Annotated in this window: 12 protein-coding genes; 3 read left to right on the top strand and 9 right to left on the bottom strand. The window is 61.8% G+C overall.

What is annotated here, in order from left to right; all coding sequences use genetic code 11:
• Nucleotides 1-6: 6 nt before the first annotated feature.
• From Q0248_RS04705 to gmd, 3 genes are read right to left on the bottom strand one after another with little or no spacing between them, the layout of a single operon-like run.
• Entirely contained in the window at nucleotides 7-4,836 is a 4,830-nt protein-coding gene (locus tag Q0248_RS04705) for a translocation/assembly module TamB domain-containing protein (RefSeq protein WP_299320286.1), read from the bottom strand.
• A 57-nt stretch (nucleotides 4,837-4,893) separates the two neighbouring features.
• Nucleotides 4,894-5,979, bottom strand: coding sequence for a GDP-L-fucose synthase (locus Q0248_RS04710; RefSeq protein ID WP_299320288.1), 1,086 nt, complete (start codon nucleotides 5,977-5,979; stop codon nucleotides 4,894-4,896).
• 2 nt (nucleotides 5,980-5,981) lie between these two features.
• Nucleotides 5,982-7,052, bottom strand: coding sequence for a GDP-mannose 4,6-dehydratase (gmd, locus tag Q0248_RS04715; protein WP_299320290.1), 1,071 nt, complete (start codon nucleotides 7,050-7,052; stop codon nucleotides 5,982-5,984).
• Between the two features lie 820 nt (nucleotides 7,053-7,872).
• Here gmd and Q0248_RS04720 point away from each other — a divergent pair.
• Genes Q0248_RS04720 through cobM form a run of 3 tightly spaced genes read left to right on the top strand, consistent with a single transcriptional unit; the run spans nucleotide 7,873 to nucleotide 11,665 of the window.
• Nucleotides 7,873-9,261, top strand: coding sequence for a Na+/H+ antiporter NhaC family protein (locus tag Q0248_RS04720; protein ID WP_299320293.1), 1,389 nt, complete (start codon nucleotides 7,873-7,875; stop codon nucleotides 9,259-9,261).
• A 12-nt stretch (nucleotides 9,262-9,273) separates the two neighbouring features.
• Nucleotides 9,274-9,813: a GNAT family N-acetyltransferase gene (locus tag Q0248_RS04725; protein WP_299320295.1), complete on the top strand. Its 540-nt coding sequence runs from the start codon at nucleotides 9,274-9,276 to the stop codon at nucleotides 9,811-9,813.
• Nucleotides 9,814-9,850: 37 nt separating this feature from the next.
• Entirely contained in the window at nucleotides 9,851-11,665 is a 1,815-nt protein-coding gene (cobM, locus tag Q0248_RS04730) for a precorrin-4 C(11)-methyltransferase (RefSeq protein ID WP_299320298.1), read from the top strand.
• A gap of 418 nt (nucleotides 11,666-12,083) precedes the next feature.
• Here the strand turns inward: cobM and dprA are convergent, their stop codons facing one another.
• From dprA to Q0248_RS04760, 6 genes are all read right to left on the bottom strand, one after another.
• The gene (dprA, locus tag Q0248_RS04735) at nucleotides 12,084-13,220 is read right to left on the bottom strand and encodes a DNA-processing protein DprA (RefSeq protein ID WP_299320300.1); all 1,137 of its coding nucleotides are present in this window, start codon (nucleotides 13,218-13,220) and stop codon (nucleotides 12,084-12,086) included.
• Nucleotides 13,221-13,341: 121 nt separating this feature from the next.
• Nucleotides 13,342-15,696, bottom strand: coding sequence for a family 20 glycosylhydrolase (locus Q0248_RS04740; RefSeq protein WP_299320303.1), 2,355 nt, complete (start codon nucleotides 15,694-15,696; stop codon nucleotides 13,342-13,344).
• Nucleotides 15,697-15,793: 97 nt separating this feature from the next.
• Nucleotides 15,794-17,071 (bottom strand): serine hydroxymethyltransferase, encoded by a 1,278-nt coding sequence (gene glyA, locus Q0248_RS04745; RefSeq protein WP_211789338.1) that lies wholly within the window; start codon nucleotides 17,069-17,071, stop codon nucleotides 15,794-15,796.
• A gap of 707 nt (nucleotides 17,072-17,778) precedes the next feature.
• Entirely contained in the window at nucleotides 17,779-19,119 is a 1,341-nt protein-coding gene (locus Q0248_RS04750; protein WP_299320307.1) for an ABC transporter permease, read from the bottom strand.
• Nucleotides 19,112-20,047 carry an ATP-binding cassette domain-containing protein gene (locus Q0248_RS04755; protein WP_299320310.1) on the bottom strand — a complete coding sequence of 312 codons (936 nt, stop codon included), beginning with the start codon at nucleotides 20,045-20,047 and terminating at the stop codon, nucleotides 19,112-19,114. The genes Q0248_RS04750 and Q0248_RS04755 overlap by 8 nt, the downstream gene beginning before the upstream one ends.
• 33 nt (nucleotides 20,048-20,080) lie before the next feature.
• On the bottom strand, nucleotides 20,081-21,565 hold the full coding sequence (locus tag Q0248_RS04760; protein WP_299320312.1) for a DUF4836 family protein: 1,485 nt from the start codon (nucleotides 21,563-21,565) through the stop codon (nucleotides 20,081-20,083).
• Nucleotides 21,566-21,809: the final 244 nt, after the last annotated feature.

Below are 21,809 nucleotides of genomic sequence, written 5' to 3' on the forward strand. Positions count from 1 at the left end.
CTGAGCTTAGTGGGTGGAGGAGCTATGCGCCCCTTGGGTGCGACGTATGAGGGGGACGCTATCGTGGCGCAGCGTGTCGGCACTCGTCTGAGAGCGGGTGCTGGACGGGGTGCTATCATAGACGCCTGGCGTGAAGAAGAGCGGCTGAGCCTTCTGCTGTCCCGCCTTGGTCTTGGCCTTCGGGCGGAAGAGATCCCAGAGGCTGTAGAGCTTGCGACGGAGTACATAGCCCACCCCAGTCTCGGAGTACTCGCCCTCGAGGATGTTATCCGTGACGCGCTTGTGGTAGAGGCTGAAGTACTGCTCCCCAGTCTTGTCCAGCTGGTACTGGAGGGAGACGTTGTCGAGGAAGTTCTGCCCCTGGCTCGAGGAGTTAGCCCCGCTCTGCACCTTGCCCCCCACGACGATGCGTATACGGTCGTTGTAGAAGCGGCGGCTAAAGCTATAGGTATAGTCCGTGCGCGCTGCCTCGCCGCTCGAGCCATCGTAGCGGTCTACCCCGAGACTGAGGTCAGTGCCCTGGAGGAGCTTGCCCGCGGTCTTATTGATCTGCGACTGCAGGAGGGAGGTGAGGGCGTTGTTTAGGTCGAGGTTCCCTGTGCCGCTGCCACTACCGAGGTACACGCCCGTGGCCATCAGGGCGATGGCCTGCTTGCCTTGCTCCTCGGTCGTCATCGTTGCGAGGCTGTTCTGCATGCTGAGGTTGTCGGGGGCACTTAGGCCGAAGCTCAGGTTCATACGGTTGACGTAGTCGCTGACCTTGATGCTGACGTTGAAGGTCACGCGCTGGGCGCTGCTCCCCGACTCGTTGACGGTCGCCTTGACGCTTTGGGTCGCGGAGAAGTTAAGGTAGGGGTTGGATACAGGTCCGTTCCAGGAGAGCGTGCTTGTGGGGTCGATGGAGAACTTCTTGTTCCCCACCACGGGTAGGGTATAGCTCAGGTCACCGCCTCCGCTCATCTCATAGCGTCCCCTGAGGCTCATCTGCCCGAAGGGAGGGTAGGTGAAGTGGAGCGTCCCGCCACCCTGAGCGTGGGCGTAGTCCTGACCGTCGGCCGTGAGGTCAGCGCCTACACGCACTGAGGGATCGATATGGATGGAGAGGTTGACGTCCAGCCCGCCGAAGCTGGGGCTGATGGGCTCGACGCGCTTGGTGAAGAGCGTGTCGGCGAAGTCCACGAAGCTCACCAGGCCGTTGGTCCCCTGCGAGGTCTCGAGCGGATCCTCACGCATGATGTAGGTGCAGTTGGTGCCGCTCAGTACATTGAGTGCCCCGCGTACACGCAGCCCCGTCATTGGGCCCGTCACCTGCATGTTGGTCGAGGCGACGATGCGGCCATAGAGGAGCTGGTCCTCGCGCTTGGGGCGGAGATCATTGAGCAGCGTCAGCTCATCGGAGGTGATGCGTAGGGAGGCCTTGGCCTTGGGCGAGGTGCTTTGCTCGATCTTCCCATCGATGTAGATGGCCTTCTTCGGGTCTACCGAGGGGTGGATGGCATAGTGGTCGAAGTGTATCGTAGAGCCCTCCAGACGCACTGGAATACTGTCGAGCTGCAGGTGCATGCCGTAGGTGCTGAGGTGGAGAAGCGTCTTCGAGAGCGCTACTTGACCACTGAGGATGGGTTCTGTCAGTGAGCCTGAGAGGTGTATAGAGCCCTCGGCGGCCCCCTCGATGGAGCTACCCGAGGCGCTGAGGAAGGGGTTCGCCAGCTCCAAGGGGAAGGAGTTCAGCTGGAGCGTCCCCGAGAGCGGCGAGACGCGCCGCTTGGGGTAATAGATCCCGTCGATGGACATCGCCGAGCGCCCATTGTAGCCTACATCCGCCGTGATGTAGTGGGAATCATCGGTACGAGGCTCGTAGAAGAGGGAGGTCGTGAAGTGGCCGAACTTCTTATCCTCGTAGCGGAAGTTCGTCAGCGATAGGTCTCCCGAGATGGTGGGCTGAGCCGAGAGCTTGCCCTGACGCTGATAGTGTATGTCCCCAAAGAAGACCCCAGCGACATCGGGGAGGCCAAGCGCACGGAAGTCCTCCAGGTAGAGGTTCTGTATGCTCAGCATCACGTCCTGCGTCCCGAGTGGCTCGTCCTTGGCCTCCAGCGATAGTAGGCCTCGCTCTGCTCCCTGTAGTCGTAGCGAGCCTAAGAGCAGGTAGTCCCGCTTGCGCAGGCTCAGGTGGTTGTCGGGGTTGATGCTGAAGTCCTTGTAGGCGATGCGTAGGCGTTCCTGGTCGAAGCGCAGCTGATAGGCATCGCCTCCCCACACCCCGCTGAGGTGCGTACCGTGGACGAGCGTCCCTGACTCATCACGCCAGGCGAAACCCAAGGCGCCTGCCTGGAGGGTCGTTTGTAGCTGTGCCTCGATGTTGAAGCCCGCTTGGCCACGGAAGCGCTGCTTGTTGACCATGCCCTTGAGGTGGAGGGTGAGGCTGTCGGGCTGAGCTGGGCGCGCGGTACGCTCGGTCTCTGCCGCTAGGTGTACCTCCTTGAGCCTAAGGGTATCTATACGTAGATCGGAGATATGCATGCTCCCTGATATGCCCTTGTAGGGATCGGTATGCCAGCTGGCGCTGAGCCCTCCGAGGGCGATCTGCTGATTGGCTAGATAGTAGCGTAGGGGATTGTTGTTGCCCATCGTGAGGCTAAGCTGCGCGGAGGGGAGTAGCGGGACGAGGTCCTCCAGCTGACGGCGTGCGGACTTGCCCGAGGCGATGAGCTGCCACTGCGCTGTCGCCTGGTCGAGCAGCTTGCCGAGGCTCTTCTGAAGCTCCGTGGGCCCTGCCGAGAGCTGTAGCTGCCCCTTCATGTCGCCCGAGCTCACATTTCCGAGGATGCTGTGGGCGTTGGTTGAGACGAGGAGGTCGAAGCGAGGTGGCTGGAGGGTATCGCCTTGGAAGACGAGGACAGCGCTGTCGATGCTCGCCGTCAGGTCGTGCGTCTCCTTGAGGTCACTGCGTAGCTCGCCCTCTAGGCGGAGGCGGCCAGAGAGTCCTGTCTCACTGAGGCCGAGGCGCTGTAGGTCTAGATCGAAGAGGTCCAGTGCCAGTGCCGTGGTGATGCCCTTGCGCGAGAGGATGCCGTCTAGGAGGAGAGAGAGGTTCGCCCCTCTATTGGCGCTGTTGAGGGCGAGGCCTAGGTAGCCGCCCTTGAGATCCGCGTCGAGTGTGATATCGTGCAGCGGCAGCGTCCCGTAGTCTAGAGCCTCTAGACGCCCTGTGATCTTGGTCCAGGTGTGCGGGCTGAGGATGTCGAAGCCCTGCCCCTGAGCTGCGAGCTCGAGTGACATAGCCCCGAGGCCGAGCTTGGGGGCAAAGTGAGCCAGGTCGAGCCTCGTCGTGCGGAGCTTGGCCTCGTAGCGCTTGGCGCGGTCGAGGTAGCTTGCCTCGAGCTGAGCTCCTCCCGTGCTCTCCTTGAGCTGCAGCTGTAGGGCGTAGTCTCCCCGCTTGATCTTGACCTGCCCCTTGAGGCTAAGCCCCTTGGGGAGCCTGTACTCCCTCGTGAGTTCGGGCGAGACTAAGGAAAGGAGGGAGGTTGCCTTGGCTCCGAGCTCGGTCTCCAGCTGGAGGTGCCCCGAGCGCTGGGCGTCATCGGTGAGCGCGTAGAGGGGCCCGCCTAAGGAGAGGCTAAGGACGTCGGGCCAGCTGAGCTCGAGCCTAGTCTGCAGCTCGGAGAGCGTACCCTTGAGGGCGAGGTCGAGCTTGAGCGGAGCTAGGAGCTGGCGGTGGCGCATGCGGCCGACGAGCTGGGTCTCGGTCTCGACCTGCTCCAGTGCTTGGCCCGAGAGGTTTAGGATGTCGGCTGTGCCTAGGCTCGCCTTCAGGTCGAAGTCAAGGGCGGCGCGCTTGTCCTGCTTCAGTAGGCTCCAGGGCATGCTGAGCTGCCCCTGGATGTGGGACTCGGAGGTCCTCAGCTCGAGGTCCTCCAGCTGCATCGCAAGGCTATCCATACGATAGCTCCCCGAGAGCTGGCGGAGGCTTAGCCCCGAGCGCTCATCGAAGGCGGTACGTAGGAGCTGCAGCCTCAGCACGCGCCCCTCGGAATAGATAGACGAAGCCTCCAGCAGCGCCTCGCGTAGCTCTATGTGCTGGGGATCGAAGTGGGGCGTCCGTGCCTGGGTCGTGTCTACGGCGTAGCGGAGGCTGGGGGCCTCGAGCTGCGCGTGGCCGATCTCGAAGCGCAGGTGCTCGAGGTCGGACTGTATGCGCTCGGCACTGAGCTGCTTTACCAGCCCCGCGAGGTAGAGTGAATCGTGGGGAAGGCGGATGTCGAGCTCCGTCGAGGAGAGGGACACAGCACCAGCCTTGATGCGCCACTGGACGGGGGGCGTCTTCTCGCTCTTCGTCGTGTCGCTGGAGTGATAGACCACGCGGCCGCCTCGGGTGAGGAGGCGGTCGAGCTGTACGTCCTGCTGTCCCCAGTCGAGCCTAAGCCCCTCGGCGGCAGCGGCAGCGAGGGCAACTGAGGTATAGGTCAGGCCCGTGCTGTCGGTCGTCTGATAGGCGACGCGCTCCAGCGCTACTCGGGGTACCTCGAGCCGCTCATCGAGCAGCGAGCGCCACGAAGGTGAGAGGCTAAGGGAGCCTACGGAGAGCAGCGTGTCGCCAGGAGCCTGCACCATGCGGAAGCCCTTTACGCTCAGGTCTAGGGGGAAGCCTAGGTGGAGCTCGTCCAGCTCTACCTGCATCCCGAGCTGCTTGGACAGCAAGGCCGTCGCCTGCCCGACGACGAAGCGCTGGATGGGCGGGACGTAGAGGGCGACTATGAGGAGTATAATAAGCGCAAAAGGTGCTAGGAGTATCCCTAGCACCAAGCGCTTGACGAAGCGGGGCGAGTACTGCATCCTATCGGAGCGTATATAGATGAAGAGCGGTGGAGGCTATGGGGGGAAGTGTGAAGGCTAGTGCGTCAGGTACCAGTCGTAGAGCCGCACGACGCCCTCCTCGATCTCCACGCTGTGCTGCCAGCCTAGGGCGTGGAGCTTGTCGACGGAGCAGAGCTTGCGCATGGTGCCGTCGGGCTTAGTGCTGTCCCAGCGGATCTCGCCCTCGTAGCCTATGGTACGGGCGATGAGCTCGGCCAGTGCGCGTATCGAGAGCTCGTGGCCGCTGCCGATGTTGATGTGGCAGTTGCGGATCTCCTTGCTCCCCTCGGGATAGAGGTCGGCAAAGTCTACATGCTCCAGCACATAGAGCGAAGCGGCGGCCATGTCCTCACTCCAGAGGAACTCACGCAGCGGCTTGCCCGAGCCCCAGAGCTCGATGCGGTCGGGGTGGATGCCGAAGCGCGCGAGCAGCGCTGAGAGCTCAGCCTCGCTCCCTGTCCCCGATTCGCCTGCTACGGGACGCTTCTGGAGGTCGGCGCGCACGGCAGCCCAGTCTCCGAGGTCGAGGCACTTGGAGAGGTAGATCTTGCGTATCATGGCGGGCAGGACGTGGCTATTCTCGAGGTGGAAGTTGTCGTTGGGCCCGTAGAGATTGGTCGGCATGACGGCGATGTAGTTGGTGCCGTACTGCAGGTTGAGGCTCTCGCAGAGCTTGAGCCCCGCGATCTTGGCGATGGCGTAGGGCTCATTGGTGTACTCCAGCGGGCCCGTGAGGAGCTCGTCCTCGGGGATGGGCTGCTTGGCCTCACGCGGATAGATGCAGCTGCTGCCCAAGAAGAGCAGGTCCTGCACGCCGTGGCGGAAGCTCTCGCCGATGACGTTCTGCTGGATCTGGAGGTTCTGATAGATGAAGTCCCCGCGGTAGGTGTTGTTGGCGAGGATGCCCCCGACGTGGGCGGCAGCGAGGATGACGACCTCGGGCTGCTCGCTGTCGAAGAACTCACGGACGGCCACGGGATCTAGCAGGTCGAGCTCGGCATGTGTGCGCCCGATGAGCTGGGTGAAGCCACGGGCCTCAAGCTGGCGCCAGATCGCTGAGCCTACGAGGCCGCGATGTCCCGCGACGTAGATCTTGGTACTAGGGTTTAGCTTGGTCTTCATCTTTACAGTGCTCTTTGGCCCTTGCGGACGTAGTCCATGTCGTGGGTGACCATGAGGCGGACGAGTTCGTCGAAGCTGGTCTTCTGTGGGTTCCAGCCTAGCAGCTGCTTGGCCTTGCTGGGGTCGCCGAGCAGCGTCTCTACCTCTGCAGGGCGGAAGTACTGGGGATCGACCTCCACCAGCACGCGTCCCGTAGCCTGGTCGATGCCGCGCTCCTCGATGCCCGAGCCCTCCCAGCGAAGCTCTATGCCCGCCTCACGGAAGGCCTTCTCTGTGAACTCACGGACCGAGTGCTGCTCGCCCGTGGCGATGACGAAGTCCTCGGGCTGGTCGTGCTGCAGCATCAGCCACATGCACTCCACGTAGTCACGAGCGTAGCCCCAGTCTCGTAGGGCGTCGAGGTTGCCCAGATAGAGCTTGTCCTGCATGCCCTGGGCGATGCGTGCTGCCGCCAGGGTGATCTTGCGCGTGACGAAGGTCTCGCCGCGGCGCTCACTCTCGTGGTTGAAGAGGATGCCATTGACGGCGAACATCCCGTAGCTCTCTCTGTAGTTCTTCGTGATCCAGTAGCCGTAGAGCTTGGCCACGCCGTAGGGTGAGCGGGGATAGAAGGGCGTCGTCTCGCGCTGAGGAATCTCCTGGACGAGGCCGTAGAGCTCCGAGGTCGAGGCCTGATAGATGCGTGTGCGCTGCTCGAGGCCGAGGATACGCACGGCCTCCAGTAGGCGCAGCGTGCCCGTAGCATCCACCTCGGCGGTGTACTCAGGGACGTCGAAGGAGACCTTGACGTGGCTCTGCGCGGCAAGGTTGTAGATCTCGTCGGGCTGGATCTGCTGGATGATGCGGATGAGCGAACTGGAGTCGGTCAAGTCCCCGTAATGGAGGTTGAGCGCGCGCCGCTGCTTCATGTCGCGCACCCACTGGTCGAAGTAGAGATGCTCGATGCGCTCGGTGTTGAAGGAGGACGAGCGGCGGATGATGCCGTGTACCTCGTAGCCCTTCTCGATGAGTAGCTCGGCGAGGTAGGACCCGTCCTGCCCCGTCACGCCCGTGATCAGTGCGACCTTAGCCATATATAATGTATCGTGTTGCTTGTGTTGGTTTGCCTGCAAAGATACGCTATTTCGCAGAGCTCCTCGGGCCTAAGCGCGGCGCGGATGCTCCCCTCTAGGGGCAGCGGCTAGCAAGGCTGCGCCTCTCGACCCTTGCCTTGGGTGAGAGCGGTCTACTAAGGGCTGCCCCTCGAGGGGCTGTGAGGCGCTCTATAAGTCCGCCCTAGGGGCGTCGCAGCCTTGAGCGGCTAGAGGCGGAGGAAATACGCTTTAGGCAGAAAGCCCCCCCTTTCCCTAGGGGTGTAAGAAGGCTCTCTCCGCAGGGGGCAAAATTTCTGTCCGCAAGGCGCCGAATTTTTGTGCGGAAGAAAATAAATTTCTGTGCGCACGAAAATTTATTTTCTTCCGCACAAAAATTTCCCGCCCTGCGCACCCCGTCCCGCTTCGGGGCTGTGCGGGATGCGCTGTGCTCTAGGCTGGGGCTGGGGCACGAGGAGGTTGCGGACTTCACCCTCGTCTTGGGTACAGCGCAGGGCGGGATGAGCCTCGTCGGGATGCGGGCGGTGGGGGAGAGGCGTGAGGGATATCAGTGAGACGGCTGAGGGACGTCAGTCAGGCCGCTCATGGATATCTGTCGGGAGGCCGAGGGCTATCCCTCACGGAGCTGAGGCTAGGCTCGCAGCTCGCTGTGTCCTCGCCGAGCCCTTGCTGCGTAGGGTATTTGGGGGGCTCCTCGCCAAAAGCTGTACCTTTGTGGACGATTGCTTCGAGGAGGTGCGTGCTTGAGTCCGCACTCGCTCCGTAGCTCTATTAGCTTAGTCTTCCCCTTCGTCCAAGGCCTATGTCGCATCACCCCAATACTTCGCCCCGATCGCTGGGTTGGCTCGGTCTGAGTCCGCTCTTTGTCTTCCTCGCCGTGTATCTCCTGAGCTCGCTGCTCTCGGTGGACTTCTACCGCGCCGTGTATCTCCTGAGGCCGCTGCTCTCGGGGGACTTCGACCCCGTGTATTTCCTGAGGTCGCTGCTCTCGGTGGACTTCTACCGCATGCCCATTGCGGTGGCCTTCCTCGTGGCCTCGGGCTACGCACTGCTGATTACCCGCGGGGTGCGTCTGGAGGAGCGTATCCGCCAGTTCTCCCACGGGGCGGCCGACAGCAATATCCTCCTGATGATATGGATCTTCGTACTGGCGGGGGCCTTCGCCCAAGGGGCTAAGAGCATGGGCGCGATCGACGCGACGGTCAATACCATCCTGAGCTTCCTGCCCTCCTCCTTCCTGCTGCCGGGGCTCTTCATCGCCTCCTGCTTCATCTCCCTCTCCATCGGGACGAGCGTCGGCACGGTGGTGGCGCTGGTGCCCATCGCGCTCGGGGTGGCGGATAGCCTCGGCCTCTCGGACGCCTACGTCGCAGCCATCGTGACGGGCGGAGCCTTCTTCGGGGACAACCTCTCCTTCATCTCGGACACGACGATCGCCGCGACGCGGACGCAGGGCTGCAGCATGCGGGATAAGTTCCGCGTCAACCTCGGGATCGTCCTGCCCGCAGCCCTCATCGCCCTCGTGGTCTACCTACTGCGCGGCATAGACTTGCCCGAACCGAAGTTCGTCGAGCCGGGCTCCTTCTGGCTCATGCTACCCTACCTGCTGGTGCTCATCTCGGCGCTGGCTGGAGTGAACGTGCTCGTGGTACTCGGCATCGGCATCCTCTCCAGCGGGCTCATCGGCGTGCTGACAGGGGCCATCGCTCCCTGGGGCTGGGTCGCCGCGCTAGGTGAAGGGATAAGCGGCATGGGCGAGCTCATCATCGTCACCCTGCTGGCGGGGGGCATGCTGGAGCTGATCCGCTACAACGGCGGTATCGACTACCTGCTCTCCAAGCTCACACACCGCATCAATGGCAAGCGTGGGGCAGAGCTCACCATCGCCGCCCTCGTCTCCGTGGCCAACCTCTGTACGGCCAATAACACCATAGCTATCCTCACCACGGGCGAGGTCTCCCGAGAGATCACTGAGCGCTACCAGCTCGACCCGCGCAAGACGGCCAGCATCCTCGATACCTTCTCCTGCTTCGTCCAGGGGCTCATCCCCTACGGTGCACAGCTGCTCCTGGCCTCCAAGCTCACGGGCGTCTCGCCCATCGCCATCATCCCGCACCTCTACTACCCCTTCATCATGGGCGGCATGGCGCTGCTCTCCATCCTGCTGCGCTACCCCCGTCGCTACTCTTAGCCCCCTAGCCCCATGTCTACCATCCAGCTACAGCTCCTCGGCCTCGACGATAGGACGCCCGAGCATCTGCGTGCCGCCTACGAGGCCGCCTTCCCGCCTGAGGAGCGCCGTCCCTGGGAGGAGCTCTTCGCCCTCGAGGGCTCGCGGCACCACGTCTGCCTCGTGCAGCAGGCAGGGCAGACGATAGGACTGGCCGTCGGCTGGGATCTCCCGAGCGCCTGCTACTACGAGTATCTGCTCATCGACCCCACCTATCGTGGGCAGGGGCTAGGAGCTGAGGTGGTACGCCTCCTGCAAGGGCGCAATCGTGCCGCTCGCCCCTTCGTCCTGGAGTGCGAGCCTAGGGGCTACAGTCCTGAGGCCGAGCGGCGCCTAGCCTTCTACGCCCGTTTGGGGCTCGACCCACAGCCCTACGACTACGTGCAGCCCCCCTACGGCGAGGGCCTGCCCTGGGTGCCTCTGCACCTGCTCTCTGACCGTAGGCTTGAGCTCGAGACCTACGAGCAAATACGCCGTGATATCCATCAGTATGTCTATAAGGTGATGCCCTAGCAGCGTCGCACGACCCATATTAACTACAGGAACTCTAATGACAAACCTTGCTATCCTCGCTGTCTCGCCTCAGGGCATACAGACGGCACAGCCTATCCTCGCTGCCTACCCCCAGGCGCGCCTCTTCTCCACACATCAGGGAGCAGGGGTGACGCAGATCGATCATATACAGAGCTTCGTCTCCGAGCACTTCGCTGAGTACGAGGGCTGGATCTTCATCGGAGCTATGGGCATCTGCGTCCGTAGCATCGCTCCCCTCATCGGGCATAAGTACAGCGACCCCGCCGTCATCAGCATCGACAGCACGGGGCGCTTCGTCGTCTCCGTCCTCTCGGGGCACGTCGGTGGGGCGAACGAGCTGACGCACGAGCTGGCGGGACTGCTGGGCGGCGAGGCTGTCGTCAGTACCCAGACCGACAATACGGGCCTCTGGGCCCTAGACCTGCTGGCGAAGAAATACGGCTGGCAGCAGTTCACACACGAGGGCGGACTCAATCGTCCCATAGCCCACTACACCAACGGCGAGCGTACGGCGCTGCTGCTGGAGGTCAAGGATAAGGGCACCTTCTACCTCGAGCGTACCAAGGCCCCCCACGTCGATGTCTACTACGACCGTACGGAGCTACGCGAGGAGGACTATGCCCTCATCATCGTCGTCTCTCCACGCCACTACGAGACCTCGCGTCCCTGGATCCAGTACGTGCCGCGTGTGCTCTCCCTCGGGATGGGCTGCCGCTATCAGTGCGAGCCTACAGACATCGTCGCCTACATCCTCAGTGAGGTGCGCCGACTGGGCTATTACCCCGAGGCTATCGGCCAGCTCTCGACGATCGACCTGAAGAAGGATGAGCCGCTGCTGAAGGAGCTGGAGGCGACCCTGGGGCTCACGGCACAGATCTATACGTCCAAGGAACTGGCGCCCGTCGAGGTGGCCAATCCCTCGGAGTACGTACGCAAGGTGACGGGCGTCTGGGGCGTCTCGGAGAGCTGTGCTCGCTACGCTGCCGACCTCGGCCCGCTGGTCATCGAGAAGCAGAAGGGCATGCTCCATAATGGTAATGACTTCACCTTCGCCCTAGCGCTCGACCGTGCTGCCGAGCGCCGTGGGCACATCGAGATCGTCGGTGCAGGGCCTGGCGACCCCGACCTCATCTCCATCCGCGGACGTCAGTGGCTGGAGCATGCCGACCTCATCCTCTACGCGGGGAGCCTCGTGCCGAAGGCGCTGACGCTCTGTGCCAAGGCAGGCGCCGTCGTACGCAGCTCGGCGGACATGAACCTCGAGGAGCAGTTCGCCCTGATGAAGGAGTTCTATGATAAGGGGCTCTTGGTCGCGCGTCTGCATACGGGCGACCCTTGTATCTACGGGGCGATCCAGGAGCAGATGGCCTTCTTCGACGAGTATGGGATGAGCTACCACATCACTCCAGGGATCTCCTCCTTCCAGGCGGCAGCGGCAGAGCTCCGCTCACAGTTCACCATCCCCGAGAAGACGCAGACCATCATCCTCACACGCGGTGAGGGGCGTACGGTGATGCCCGAGAAGGAGAAGCTGCACCTACTGGCGCGTAGCCAGAGCACGATGTGCATCTTCCTCAGCGCGGGGATCGTCGATGACGTGCAGGCGCAGCTGCTGGAGCACTACCCCGAGGATACGCCCGTGGCAGCCTGCTATCACCTCACTTGGCCCGACCAAGCGATCTACCGCGGCGTGCTCAAGGATCTGGCGAAGATCGTGCATGAGCACAAGCTGACGCTCACGACGATGATCGTCGTCGGTGAAGCCATCGACAACCGCAAGGGACTCTCGCGCCTCTACGCCGATGAGTTCAAGCACCTCTTCCGCCGCTAAGCCCTCCGCTCCCGCAGTCGCAGCACGAGCCTTAGGACAGAGATGTCCACGAGACTAAGTGCGGGGAGCCTTGCCCTAGCTCAAGCCCCTCTAGATACGCCCTAAGGGCGCAGCGCAAGGTGGCCGCCTCTTCTCAGCTCTGCGAGGGATATCCCTCAGCTCGCTGACTGCTATCCCTCACGCTCATGATGGGCGCCCCTCAGTCGCCTGACTGGTATCCCTCAGAGCCCCGCCCCCTAGGCTTGCACCTCACTAAGCGCAAGCTCGGAGCTGCGGCCTCTCAGCCTCTCACCGCTCTCGTCGAAAGTACAGCGCCCCGTGTGATCTCGTCACACGGGGCGCTGCCTTTGTATCCTGGTGCGCTTACTGCGCTGTCGTGAGGGCGGATGCACTGCCCCCTCGGCTGCTCGTTCTAGGACTAGGCAAGGCGGTAGCTATCTCCAGGAAGCGCGACGATATGCCCCTCGAGTTCGAAGTCAAGCAGCTCCTCGCTCAGCTGTGACATCGGGCGGCCAAGCGTACGGGCTAAGTCGTCGAGGCTAAGTGATCCTTGCTCGGCGAGCAGCTGCAGGAGCGGATCGTCATAGCTCGGGCGAGGGGCTGGCGCTGTAGCCTTTGCTTGCTCGGGTTGCGTCCTCGTGCTGGGAGTGCTTGTCCCCAGCCAACTGAGGGCGTTGAGGAGGTCGCTCGCCGTGCTCAGGAGTTGGGCCTCGCCGCGCTTCAGCAGCTCGAGGCAGCCTGCGCTCTGCTCATCCGTGATGCGCCCTGGGAGGGCAAAGACTTCGCGCCCATAGTTGAGGGCAAGCCGTGCTGTGGAGAGCGAACCGCTGCTGAGTCCTGCCTCGGGGAGGATCGTCGCGACACTAAGCCCTGCGATGATCCTATTGCGCGCGACGAACTGCTTGCGCTGCGTCGGCGTGCCCGGCGGATACTCACTGACCAGCACTCCGCCGCTCGAGAGGATGCGCTCGGCCTCGGGGCGGTGCACGCTGGGATAGAGGCGATCCAGCCCGTGGGCGAGGACGGCGACGCAGGGCGTCCCCAGCTGCAGCGCCCTCCGATGCGCCTCGATGTCGATGCCATAGGCTAGGCCGCTGACGATAGGGCTCTCTGGGAGGAGTTTGCTGAGCTCGGTGACGATACGTCCCGTCATCTGCAGGCCGTAGCTACTGGCTTGCCTTGTGCCTACGATGCTGATCAGCGGTGCCTGCTGCAGCACCTCACTCGCCCCACGCGTATAGAGGATGAGGGGGGCGTCAGGGCATTCGGCCAGAGCCTGAGGGTAGTCGGGATCTAGAAGAAAGAGCGGCGTCAGAGCCAGCTGCTGGCAGCGCTCGAGGAGTCTGTCTGCCTCACAGAGGAGCTGGGACGACTCGAAGAGCACACGCACTCTGTGCTGCATGCGCGGGAAGTGCTGGTCTAGGAGCTGCGGCTCGCGGAAGGGCTGGCTGATGTCCTCGAAGGTCGCTCCGAGGGTGCGCACATGCTGCGGCCCCATGCCGGGCATGAGTGCCAGCGCGAGGGCATAGCGTAGCTTAGGGTCAAGGGTGATCATGGTAGGAGGCTAAGTAAAGATGGCGACAGACGCAGCACGCTGGAGTGCAGGTCGGTCGCCACCCTTAGTGTGATCGCACTAGCTCAGCAGTGGGGCTAGAGCTCGGGGAGTGGGGGAGTGCTTAGTAGGCCAGCATCTCAGCGGTGACGGTGCTGAACTTGGCGTCCTCCAGCTTGCGGTACTCGACCTTGGTGTCCTCCCAGTAGGTGGGGAAACCGCCACGTACGGCACCGACGAAGACGAACTTCACGCGGTGCCAGCCTGCCTTGAGGGCGCGGCTTTTGTCATGACGGCTGAACTTGGACGTCTCGCCTGAGTTGTCGATGAAGAGCTCCCCGTCGAGGTACATCTGATCAAGGTTGGTGGAGAAGACATAGCTACCATCTGCGGGGATCTTGATATAGCCCTCGCCGACGACGGCCTTGCGCTTGATCTCGTCCATGTGGTTGTTCAGCCTATCGGGACGCAGCTCCTGCGTGGTCTTGACGACGCCCTCCGTCCAGTTGGTCGCGGAGGCGAAGTCAGCCGCACTGTAGTAGTTGCCCACGGAGGTCTTGGTGCGCAGGCCAGGCGTAGGCGTGGCGAGTTCGACGGCGGGCGAGAGGCTCTGCTTGTCGAAGGTGATGGCGCGTACGCGGCTCAGCTTGCCCGAGGGGAGCACCGAGGCGACCTTCACAACCTGGCTCTTGGAGATGTGCAGGGGCTGGGTGTAGGTCTGGGACTTGGCCGTAGGCTCGCTGCCGTCCGTCGTGTAGACGATGCGGATGGGGCGCGTGGTCTGGAGCGTGAGGCTGGTCGTATCGGTGAAGGCGACGTAGTTCAGCGAGGCGCTCTGGCGGCTACCGGGCAGGGGCTGCTCGGGCAGCGGGATGTGGTAGTTGACCTTATGCTGGTCGAGGCGCACGTAGGCATTGTCCAGGCGACGCTCGAAGTCCTTGTAGTTCTTCTTCTCCAGCGGCGTCCATACGGCTTCCGCCAGGGCAATCTCGCGGGGGAAGGCACGGTACTGCATCAGCGGCGTCGTGTAGAGATACTCCGCCCAGAGGTTGGCCTGAGCGCCCTTGATGTGGTGGCGCTTGTCTGGGGCTATGGCCTCGGGGATGGGATTGTAGGAGTAGACCTTCTCGAGGGTAGAGTAGCAGCAGATGGCTACGGGCTCGATCTTGGAGTCGCCCTGGTAGTGGTCGATGTAGAGACCGCCGCTACCGGGAGTCATGATGACGTCGTGTCCCATGTTGGCCGCCTGGATGCCGCCCTTCTCTCCCTGCCAGCTCATGACAGTAGCCGTGGGGGCTAGGCCGCCCTCGAGGATCTCATCCCAGCCGATCAGCTTCTTGCCGTACTTGGCCAGCATCTTCTCGGCACGACGGATGACATAGCTCTGGAGCTCGTGCTCATCCTTGAGCCCTTCGTCCTTGATGCGCTTCTGGCAGTTGGGGCACTCCTTCCAGCGGATCTTGGGGCATTCGTCCCCGCCGATGTGGAAGTACTGGCCAGGGAAGAGGGGGACTACCTCGTCGAGGACGTCCTGGATGAACTGGAAGGTCGATTCCTTACCCGCGCAGAAGACGTCCTGCTCTACACCCCAGATGTTGCGCACCTGGTAGACACGGCGGTAGGGGAAGCAGGTCAGCTCGGGGTACGAGGCGATGGCACCCATCGCATGGCCTGGGAGCTCGACCTCGGGAACGATGGTGACGAAGCGGTCGGAGGCGTACTTGACGATCTCCTTGATCTGCTCCTGAGTATAGTAGCCACCATACTCCTTACCGTCGCCCTCGATACGCTTGGAGCCGACACTCGTCAGGCGAGGGTACTTCTTGATCTCGATGCGCCAGCCCTGATCCTCCGTGAGGTGCCAGTGCAGACGGTTGATCTTGAACATGCTCAAGAGGTCGATGTGCTGCTTCATATCCTCGACGGTGAGGAAGTGACGGCAGACGTCGACCAGTGCACCGCGGTACTCGAAGCGGGGCTCGTCCTCGATCGTGACGGCAGGGATGTTCCAGCGTGCCATCTTCACGAGGCTAGGGGACTCGACCTCGGCAGGCAGGAGCTGCAGTAGGGTCTGCATCCCATAGTAAAGGCCTGCGCCCGTGCGGCCTACGACCTCGACCCCGCGGGGGCTGCTCTTGAGCTGGTAGCCCTCGTGCCCGAGCTGTAGGCTGGGATCGATGCGAAGGTAGATCGCGCCAGGCTGAGCGCTAGAGGAGGAACGGACTGGGAGCTGGTAGCCCGTGGAGCGCTGGAGCTTCTCGGCGAAGAAGCGCGCGATGATGTAGGCGGAGTCCCCCTGGGCCAGCAGCGGAGTCTTGGCCGTGAGGGCGAAGCTCCCCTTGCCCTGGACGAGTTCCTTGGGCTGTGGGATGATGTTGATCCCTTGGTTGTAGGAGGCAAGGGTGGTCTTCATGGGTGCAGCCGTAGCGAGGTAGCCCAGGCTAAGGGCGCAGGCTAGGCTGACGAAGAGCTTGTTCATTGATCGTGGTCTTGAGTGTCTATAATGGGGAAGGCTCAGAGAGCCCAGCCTAAGTGTGGCTGGAGCTCTCTGAGTCCTCGACGAATCAGCAGTACTGCTAGTAGGCGAACATGGGGTAGGTGACCATCAGCTCGTTGACCTCGCGGCGTACGGCAGCGATGACGGCCTCATCCTCAGGTGCGGAGAGCACACGGTCGATGAGCGATACGATGTAGTCCATCTTGTCCTCCTTGACGCCGCGCGTGGTGATAGCAGGCGTGCCGACACGGATGCCCGAGGTCTGGAAGGCCGAGCGGGAGTCGTAGGGGACCATATTCTTGTTCACCGTGATGTCGGCAGCTACCAGTGCCTTCTCAGCGACCTTACCGGTAAGCTCAGGGAACTTGCTGCGCAGGTCGATCAGCAGGCAGTGGTTGTCCGTGCCGCCCGAGACGACGCCATAGCCACGACGTACGAAGGCCTCACCCATGACCTGGGCATTGAGCTTGACCTGACGGCCGTATTCCTTGAAGGAGGGCTGGAGGGCTTCGTAGAAGGCTACGGCTTTAGCTGCGATGACGTGCTCCAGCGGGCCACCCTGTACGCCTGGGAAGACGGCAGAGTCGAGTAGGGCAGACATCTTCTTGATCTCGCCCTTGGGCGTGGTCTTGCCCCAGGGGTTGTCGAAGTCCTTACCCATGAGGATGATGCCCCCACGAGGACCGCGCAGCGTCTTGTGGGTCGTGGAGGTCACGATGTGGGCATACTTCACGGGATTCTCCAGCAGGCCTGCTGCGATGAGCCCTGCGGGGTGCGCCATATCGACGAGGAAGATCGCCCCGATCTTATCCGCCAGAGCACGGATGCGGGCGTAGTCCCATTCGCGTGAATAGGCCGAGCCCCCAGCGATGATCAGCTTGGGCTTGTGCTCCAGGGCGCGCTGCTCCATCTGCTCGTAGTCTACGTAGCCCGTATCCTCGCGGACGTTGTAGTCTATAGCCTTGTAGAGGAGCCCCGAGCTATTGACGGGCGAGCCGTGAGAGAGGTGCCCGCCGTGAGCGAGGTTGAGCCCCATGAAGGTGTCCCCGGGGTTGAGGCATGCCAGGAGCACAGCCATATTGGCCTGAGCCCCCGAGTGCGGCTGCACGTTGGCCCACTCGGCGCCGAAGAGCTCCTTGATGCGGTCGATGGCGAGCTGCTCGGACTGGTCGACCACCTCGCAGCCACCGTAGTAGCGCTTGCCGGGGTAGCCTTCGGCGTACTTGTTCGTCATGCAGCTACCCATGGCCTGCATGACCTCATCGCTGACGAAGTTCTCCGAGGCGATGAGCTCAATGCCCTTGAGCTGGCGTTGGTGCTCCTCTTCGATGAGCTTGAAGATTGCTGAGTCGTTCATAGTTCCCTTAGTTGTTGATGATGTATAGAGGTGGGGGTAATGTCCTCACCTAGCCCCTCGGGAGAGGCTAGGACAAAGATAAGGATACCTCCTTAATTATCCTAGCCCCTCGGAGACTTAGTCGAGGGCTCGAGCTCAAAGTGCAGAAAGTGCTCCTTGACCAAGTTCCAGTCCGCCCACCCCTCCTCGGGGTGATAGCGTGCTCAGCTCCGCTGTAGACTTCGTACCAAGGACTAAGAGCAAGCCGAAAGACAAACTAAGCGAGCAGCCCTAAGCCTTCTCAGCAAAGGGGGTGTGACGCGGGAGCGAAGCGACTGCCGCGCCTCAGCCTTGTGAGGGCTATCCCTCAGTGCTCTGACTGCTATCCCTCACGCCCGTGATGGGCGTCCCTCAGCTGCCTCACTGATATCCCTCAGCAGCCCTCCTCCTTTATCGCACCGCGCCTGAGCATAAGGTGCTGCTTTAGAACGAGCAAGCCTGGAGGCGTCTTAGAGCAGCTGCCTGGATAGCTGGCTTGTAGCCGAAGGAGGGACACGGCTTAGGAGCTGCCGCTTCGCCTTGACTAGACTGATAGACTTAGACTTTAGCCTCTTGTCCGCTCACCCCTAAGTACGGCCGAAGCCCCGAGTAGCGTACTGTACTCGGGGCTTCGTAGTGGAGCTAAGGGCGGAGGAGGCAAGGCGTAGCCTTGGCCGCTTAGGGGGGGGCTAGTGGTAGCGGAGCCAGTGCCAGAGCTCCTTGAGGTTGGGGCGCTTGCCGTAGAGGAGGATGCCCGTGCGGTAGATCCGCCCTCCGAGGTAGCTCGTGCCGACGAAGGAGGCGAAGAGCAGCGAGAGGCTCAGGGCCAGCTGCCAGAGGGGTACCCCGAAGGGGAGGCGTACCATCATCACGACGGGAGAGGTAAGTGGGCACATCGAGGTCCAGAAGGCCAGCGACCCGTTGGGGTTCTCTGCCCCAGCCATCCCCGCATACATGGAGAAGACCAGCAGTAGTACCAGAGGCATCATCAGCTGGCCTGCCTCTTCGTCTGAGGAGACCGTCGCGCTCATCGCCGCCAGGATAGAGGCAAAGAAGAGATAGCCCCCGACGAAGTAGAGGAGGAAGGAGACGAGGATGCCGACATAGTTCAGACGGGCCAGTTGGCTAAGGGCAGCGCTCCAGCCCTCGGTAGAGGCCGCCGCAGCCAGCTTGGGGTCGAGCGATATCCCTAGAGCGTGTGTCGCTACTCCCGCACCTACGAGGATGAGCAGCGCCCAGATGAGGAGCTGGAGGATGCCGACGAGTCCGATCCCGATGATCTTGCCCATCATGAGCTGCTGCGGACTCACGGAGGAGACCATGATCTCGACGATACGGCTTTTCTTCTCCTCTTGCACGCCCTGCAGCACCATACCGCCGTAGGTCATGATGAAGAGGTAGCTGAGGAAGGTCAAGACGATGCCCACGATGCTGATGACATCACTCTTGGTCTCCTGGCTTCCTCGGGGAAGCTGCTTCCCAGCTGCGGAGAGCTCCTCTCCACCTTCGTCCCCGCCGCCATCAGCGGGCTCAATCTCATCCCAGCGATAGGTGCGTACCTGGATGTGCGCCTGCGTCTTGGCAATAGCCTCACTGAGCTCGGGGATGTGATAGGAGGCGATGCGCTGCTGCGTCACATACTCCGAGAGTCGGGCACTCAGCATGCGCTCCAGTCCGAGCGGCAGCTGCTGGTGCGAGAAGAGCTGTACCGCCTCGGGGTGTACACTGAGGTCATCTGTGATGGCAAGGATGGCTGGAGCAGAACTCCCTCCCTCGGTCTTGTAGCTGTCGAGCGGCTTGTCCCCAGGGATGAACTGGTAGGTCTCGTCGCTCTGGAAGAGGGGGGCGTACTGCCCCGTAGCATCGAGGATGATGATCTCCTGCCGCTCCTTGTTCGCCTTGCTGAGCCAGATAGGAGTAGCCCCGATCCCCAGCATGAGGATGGGGAAAAGTAGGCTCATGACCCAGAAGGATCTCATGCGGATGCGCGAGCGAAACTCCCGCTCGATGATGAGGTATAGCTTATTCATGAGCGTGAGTACTGCTGAGGGACTGACTGACGGCACTGAGGAAGATCTCGTGCATGGAGGGGAGCTCGCGCTCGAGGCTGCGCAGATCGAGCTCTGCAGGGAGGCTCGCCACGAGCTCACGCAGGGAGAGGCCCTCGGCATCTAGCCATAGGAGGCCGCCCATGCTGGTGGCTTGGCGCTCTACGATACGCAGGTCGGAGGCCAGCGAAGGGGGGAGCTCGCCGTCGTAGGCGAGGCGTACGCGTCCTGTGCTGTAGCTGCGACGCACCTCCTCGGTCTGCCCTCTGAGGATGATATGCCCCTGATTGATGAGGACGATGTCGTCACAGAGCTCCTCGACACTCTGCATATTGTGCGTCGAGAGGATGATGGTCTTGCCCTCAGCCTTGAGGCGGAGGAGCTCCTGCTTGAGGAGCTCGGCGTTGATGGGGTCGAATCCGCTGAAGGGCTCGTCCATGATGAGGAGCTCGGGGTCGTGGAGCAGCGTGCAGACGACCTGCACCTTCTGCTGCATCCCCTTGGAGAGCTCATTGACGCGCTTGCCCCACCAGTCGGCCCCCTCGAGCCGAGCGAGGAGCTCGCGGGCTCCTCGCTCGGCTTGGCTACGACTCATCCCCTTGAGCCTAGCCAGGTAGACGATCTGCTCCCCGACCTTCATCTTGGGGTAGAGTCCGCGTTCCTCGGGGAGGTAGCCGATGCGGCTGAGATCCTGCTGCTGCAGGAGGTGGCCGTCGAAGAAGACCTCGCCGCGGTCGGGCGCGGTGATCCGGTTGATGATGCGTATCAGACTGCTCTTGCCCGCGCCATTGGGCCCTAGAAGGCCTAGGATACGCCCTTGGCGCGCGCTGAGCGATACCTGATCGAGGGCGACCTTGGTATCGTAGTGCTTCGATACCATGTCGATCTCTAGGAGGCTGGGAGCTGTCATAGAAGGGTGCCGATAATAATAAGAAGGGGTGCGCTAGAGTGCGTCAAGAATGGTGTCTACAAAGAACTGGAGCAGGTTGTCCTTAGTCGAGAGCTGTAGGGTGAGCTCGCCCTGCGTCCTATCCGACACCATGAGGACGTACTGTAGCTGCTGTAGGCGCTGGTAGACTGCAGGCTTGGTCATAGCCTGGATCAGTGGGGTGAGGAAGGAGCGCTGTATAAACTGCTCGAGGTCGAAGAAGAGGTAGACATACTTGCCCTTGATCTGCTCGGCGTAGACAGGGGTAGGGCGGCCAGCCTGCGGCTGCAGGAGCTCGCCGACGCGTGCACTGCTGATCAGGTAATTGATCCCATTGCGATGCCCTATGTCGAAGGTCATCCCATCATGCTGTATACGGTACTGATGTGCTCCCGTAGAGTCTACTGCAGCGAATCCTTCCGACCCGATCCACTTGGCTACGCTATCTATGGCGTCGGGCTGTGTACTCTCTGCATAGGCATAGGCATTATTGCTAGACCCAAGCTCGGAGATGGCTAAGACACCCTCTCCACTGATGAGGGAGTTGAGGAGCATCGTCATGCGGGCCTCTTCTGCATTAGATGTCGCGGCTAGGCCTAGCTTCTTCATAGCTGCTGCCATGTTACTATTGATGCCGATTACTAGGTCGGGGGACTTGGGGAGATACTTGTCGAGGGTGCCCGTGATGCTTTGGGCGTAGATGAGCTTCATCCTATTCTCGACCTTTTGCTGCTCTACCTTGTCTTTGTAGACGGGCTGTACTGTGATACGCAGTCGTCCCGATTCAAAGTTCGCTCCGAAGACGATCTTGCTCACCTCTGTGGTGGCGTAGGCTGGCAGCGTCGAGCTCTTGTCGAGGCTCTTTAAGTCTAGGTAGGCACGGATATCGCCCTTGGCCTGCTGGAACTGCTCGAAGTACTTCGTCTCGGCGAAGGACTGCCCTTTCTTCGGCTGCATTGTCTCCTGGAGGAGTTGCTTGATCTGCGTGCCGACCTCAGGGACGGCGATGAGGAGTGTCTTCTTGTCGTAGGCTACGATCTCTTGCCCCTCAGGACCCGATTTGGGGCTAAGTAGGGTGTAGCCCTGCTCCTCTGTCTGCTTGAACTCTGTGCTGCTGAAGAGCTTCTTGAGCTGCTTCTCGAGATCGCCACGGTCGCTCACGCGCATTAGGAGTGCTGCCTTGGCGCGAGGGCTATGATAGAAGTAGATGGGGGAGCGGAGGTCGATCCCTAGCTTCTGAGGCTCAGAGAGGAGGCTCTGTAGGAAGGGCTTGGTATCGGGCGATACGAGGCCTTTCTCCAGTGCTTGCTGGATCTTGGCCTTGCGTGCCTTGTCCTCTAGGCCTGCCTTCTGCGCTAGCTGGTCGAGGTGGATGGCGGTGACGAGCTCAGCATCTCGAGGGATGGCCTGCTCGTAGGAATTGGACTTGCTGCAACTCGCTAGGAGGAGGATACCTAGGCCTAGGGTGCATGCCGTGCGGCGTAGACGTGTGATGTACATAGTGTTTCCTTTTAGAATGAGTGTATTCCGTGCTGTAAATGTAGTAATTCTACAGCAATCTAAACCGCAGCTTTTCTTCCTTGCTTAGTGTGCTGCCGCATGAGGGCAAAGGTGACCTAGCCCAAGTATAGAGGAGGAGCAAGCAGTCAGGGGGCAGAGATCTGCTGGGGACTCGAGCAAAGGGAGCTAGAAGCCTCAGCAAGATGACAGCTTAGTCTCAGCTTCGCGAGGGATATCAGTCAGG

The organism is uncultured Porphyromonas sp. (assembly GCF_938046015.1).
In the GTDB taxonomy this organism is placed as follows: Bacteria; Bacteroidota; Bacteroidia; order Bacteroidales; family Porphyromonadaceae; genus Porphyromonas.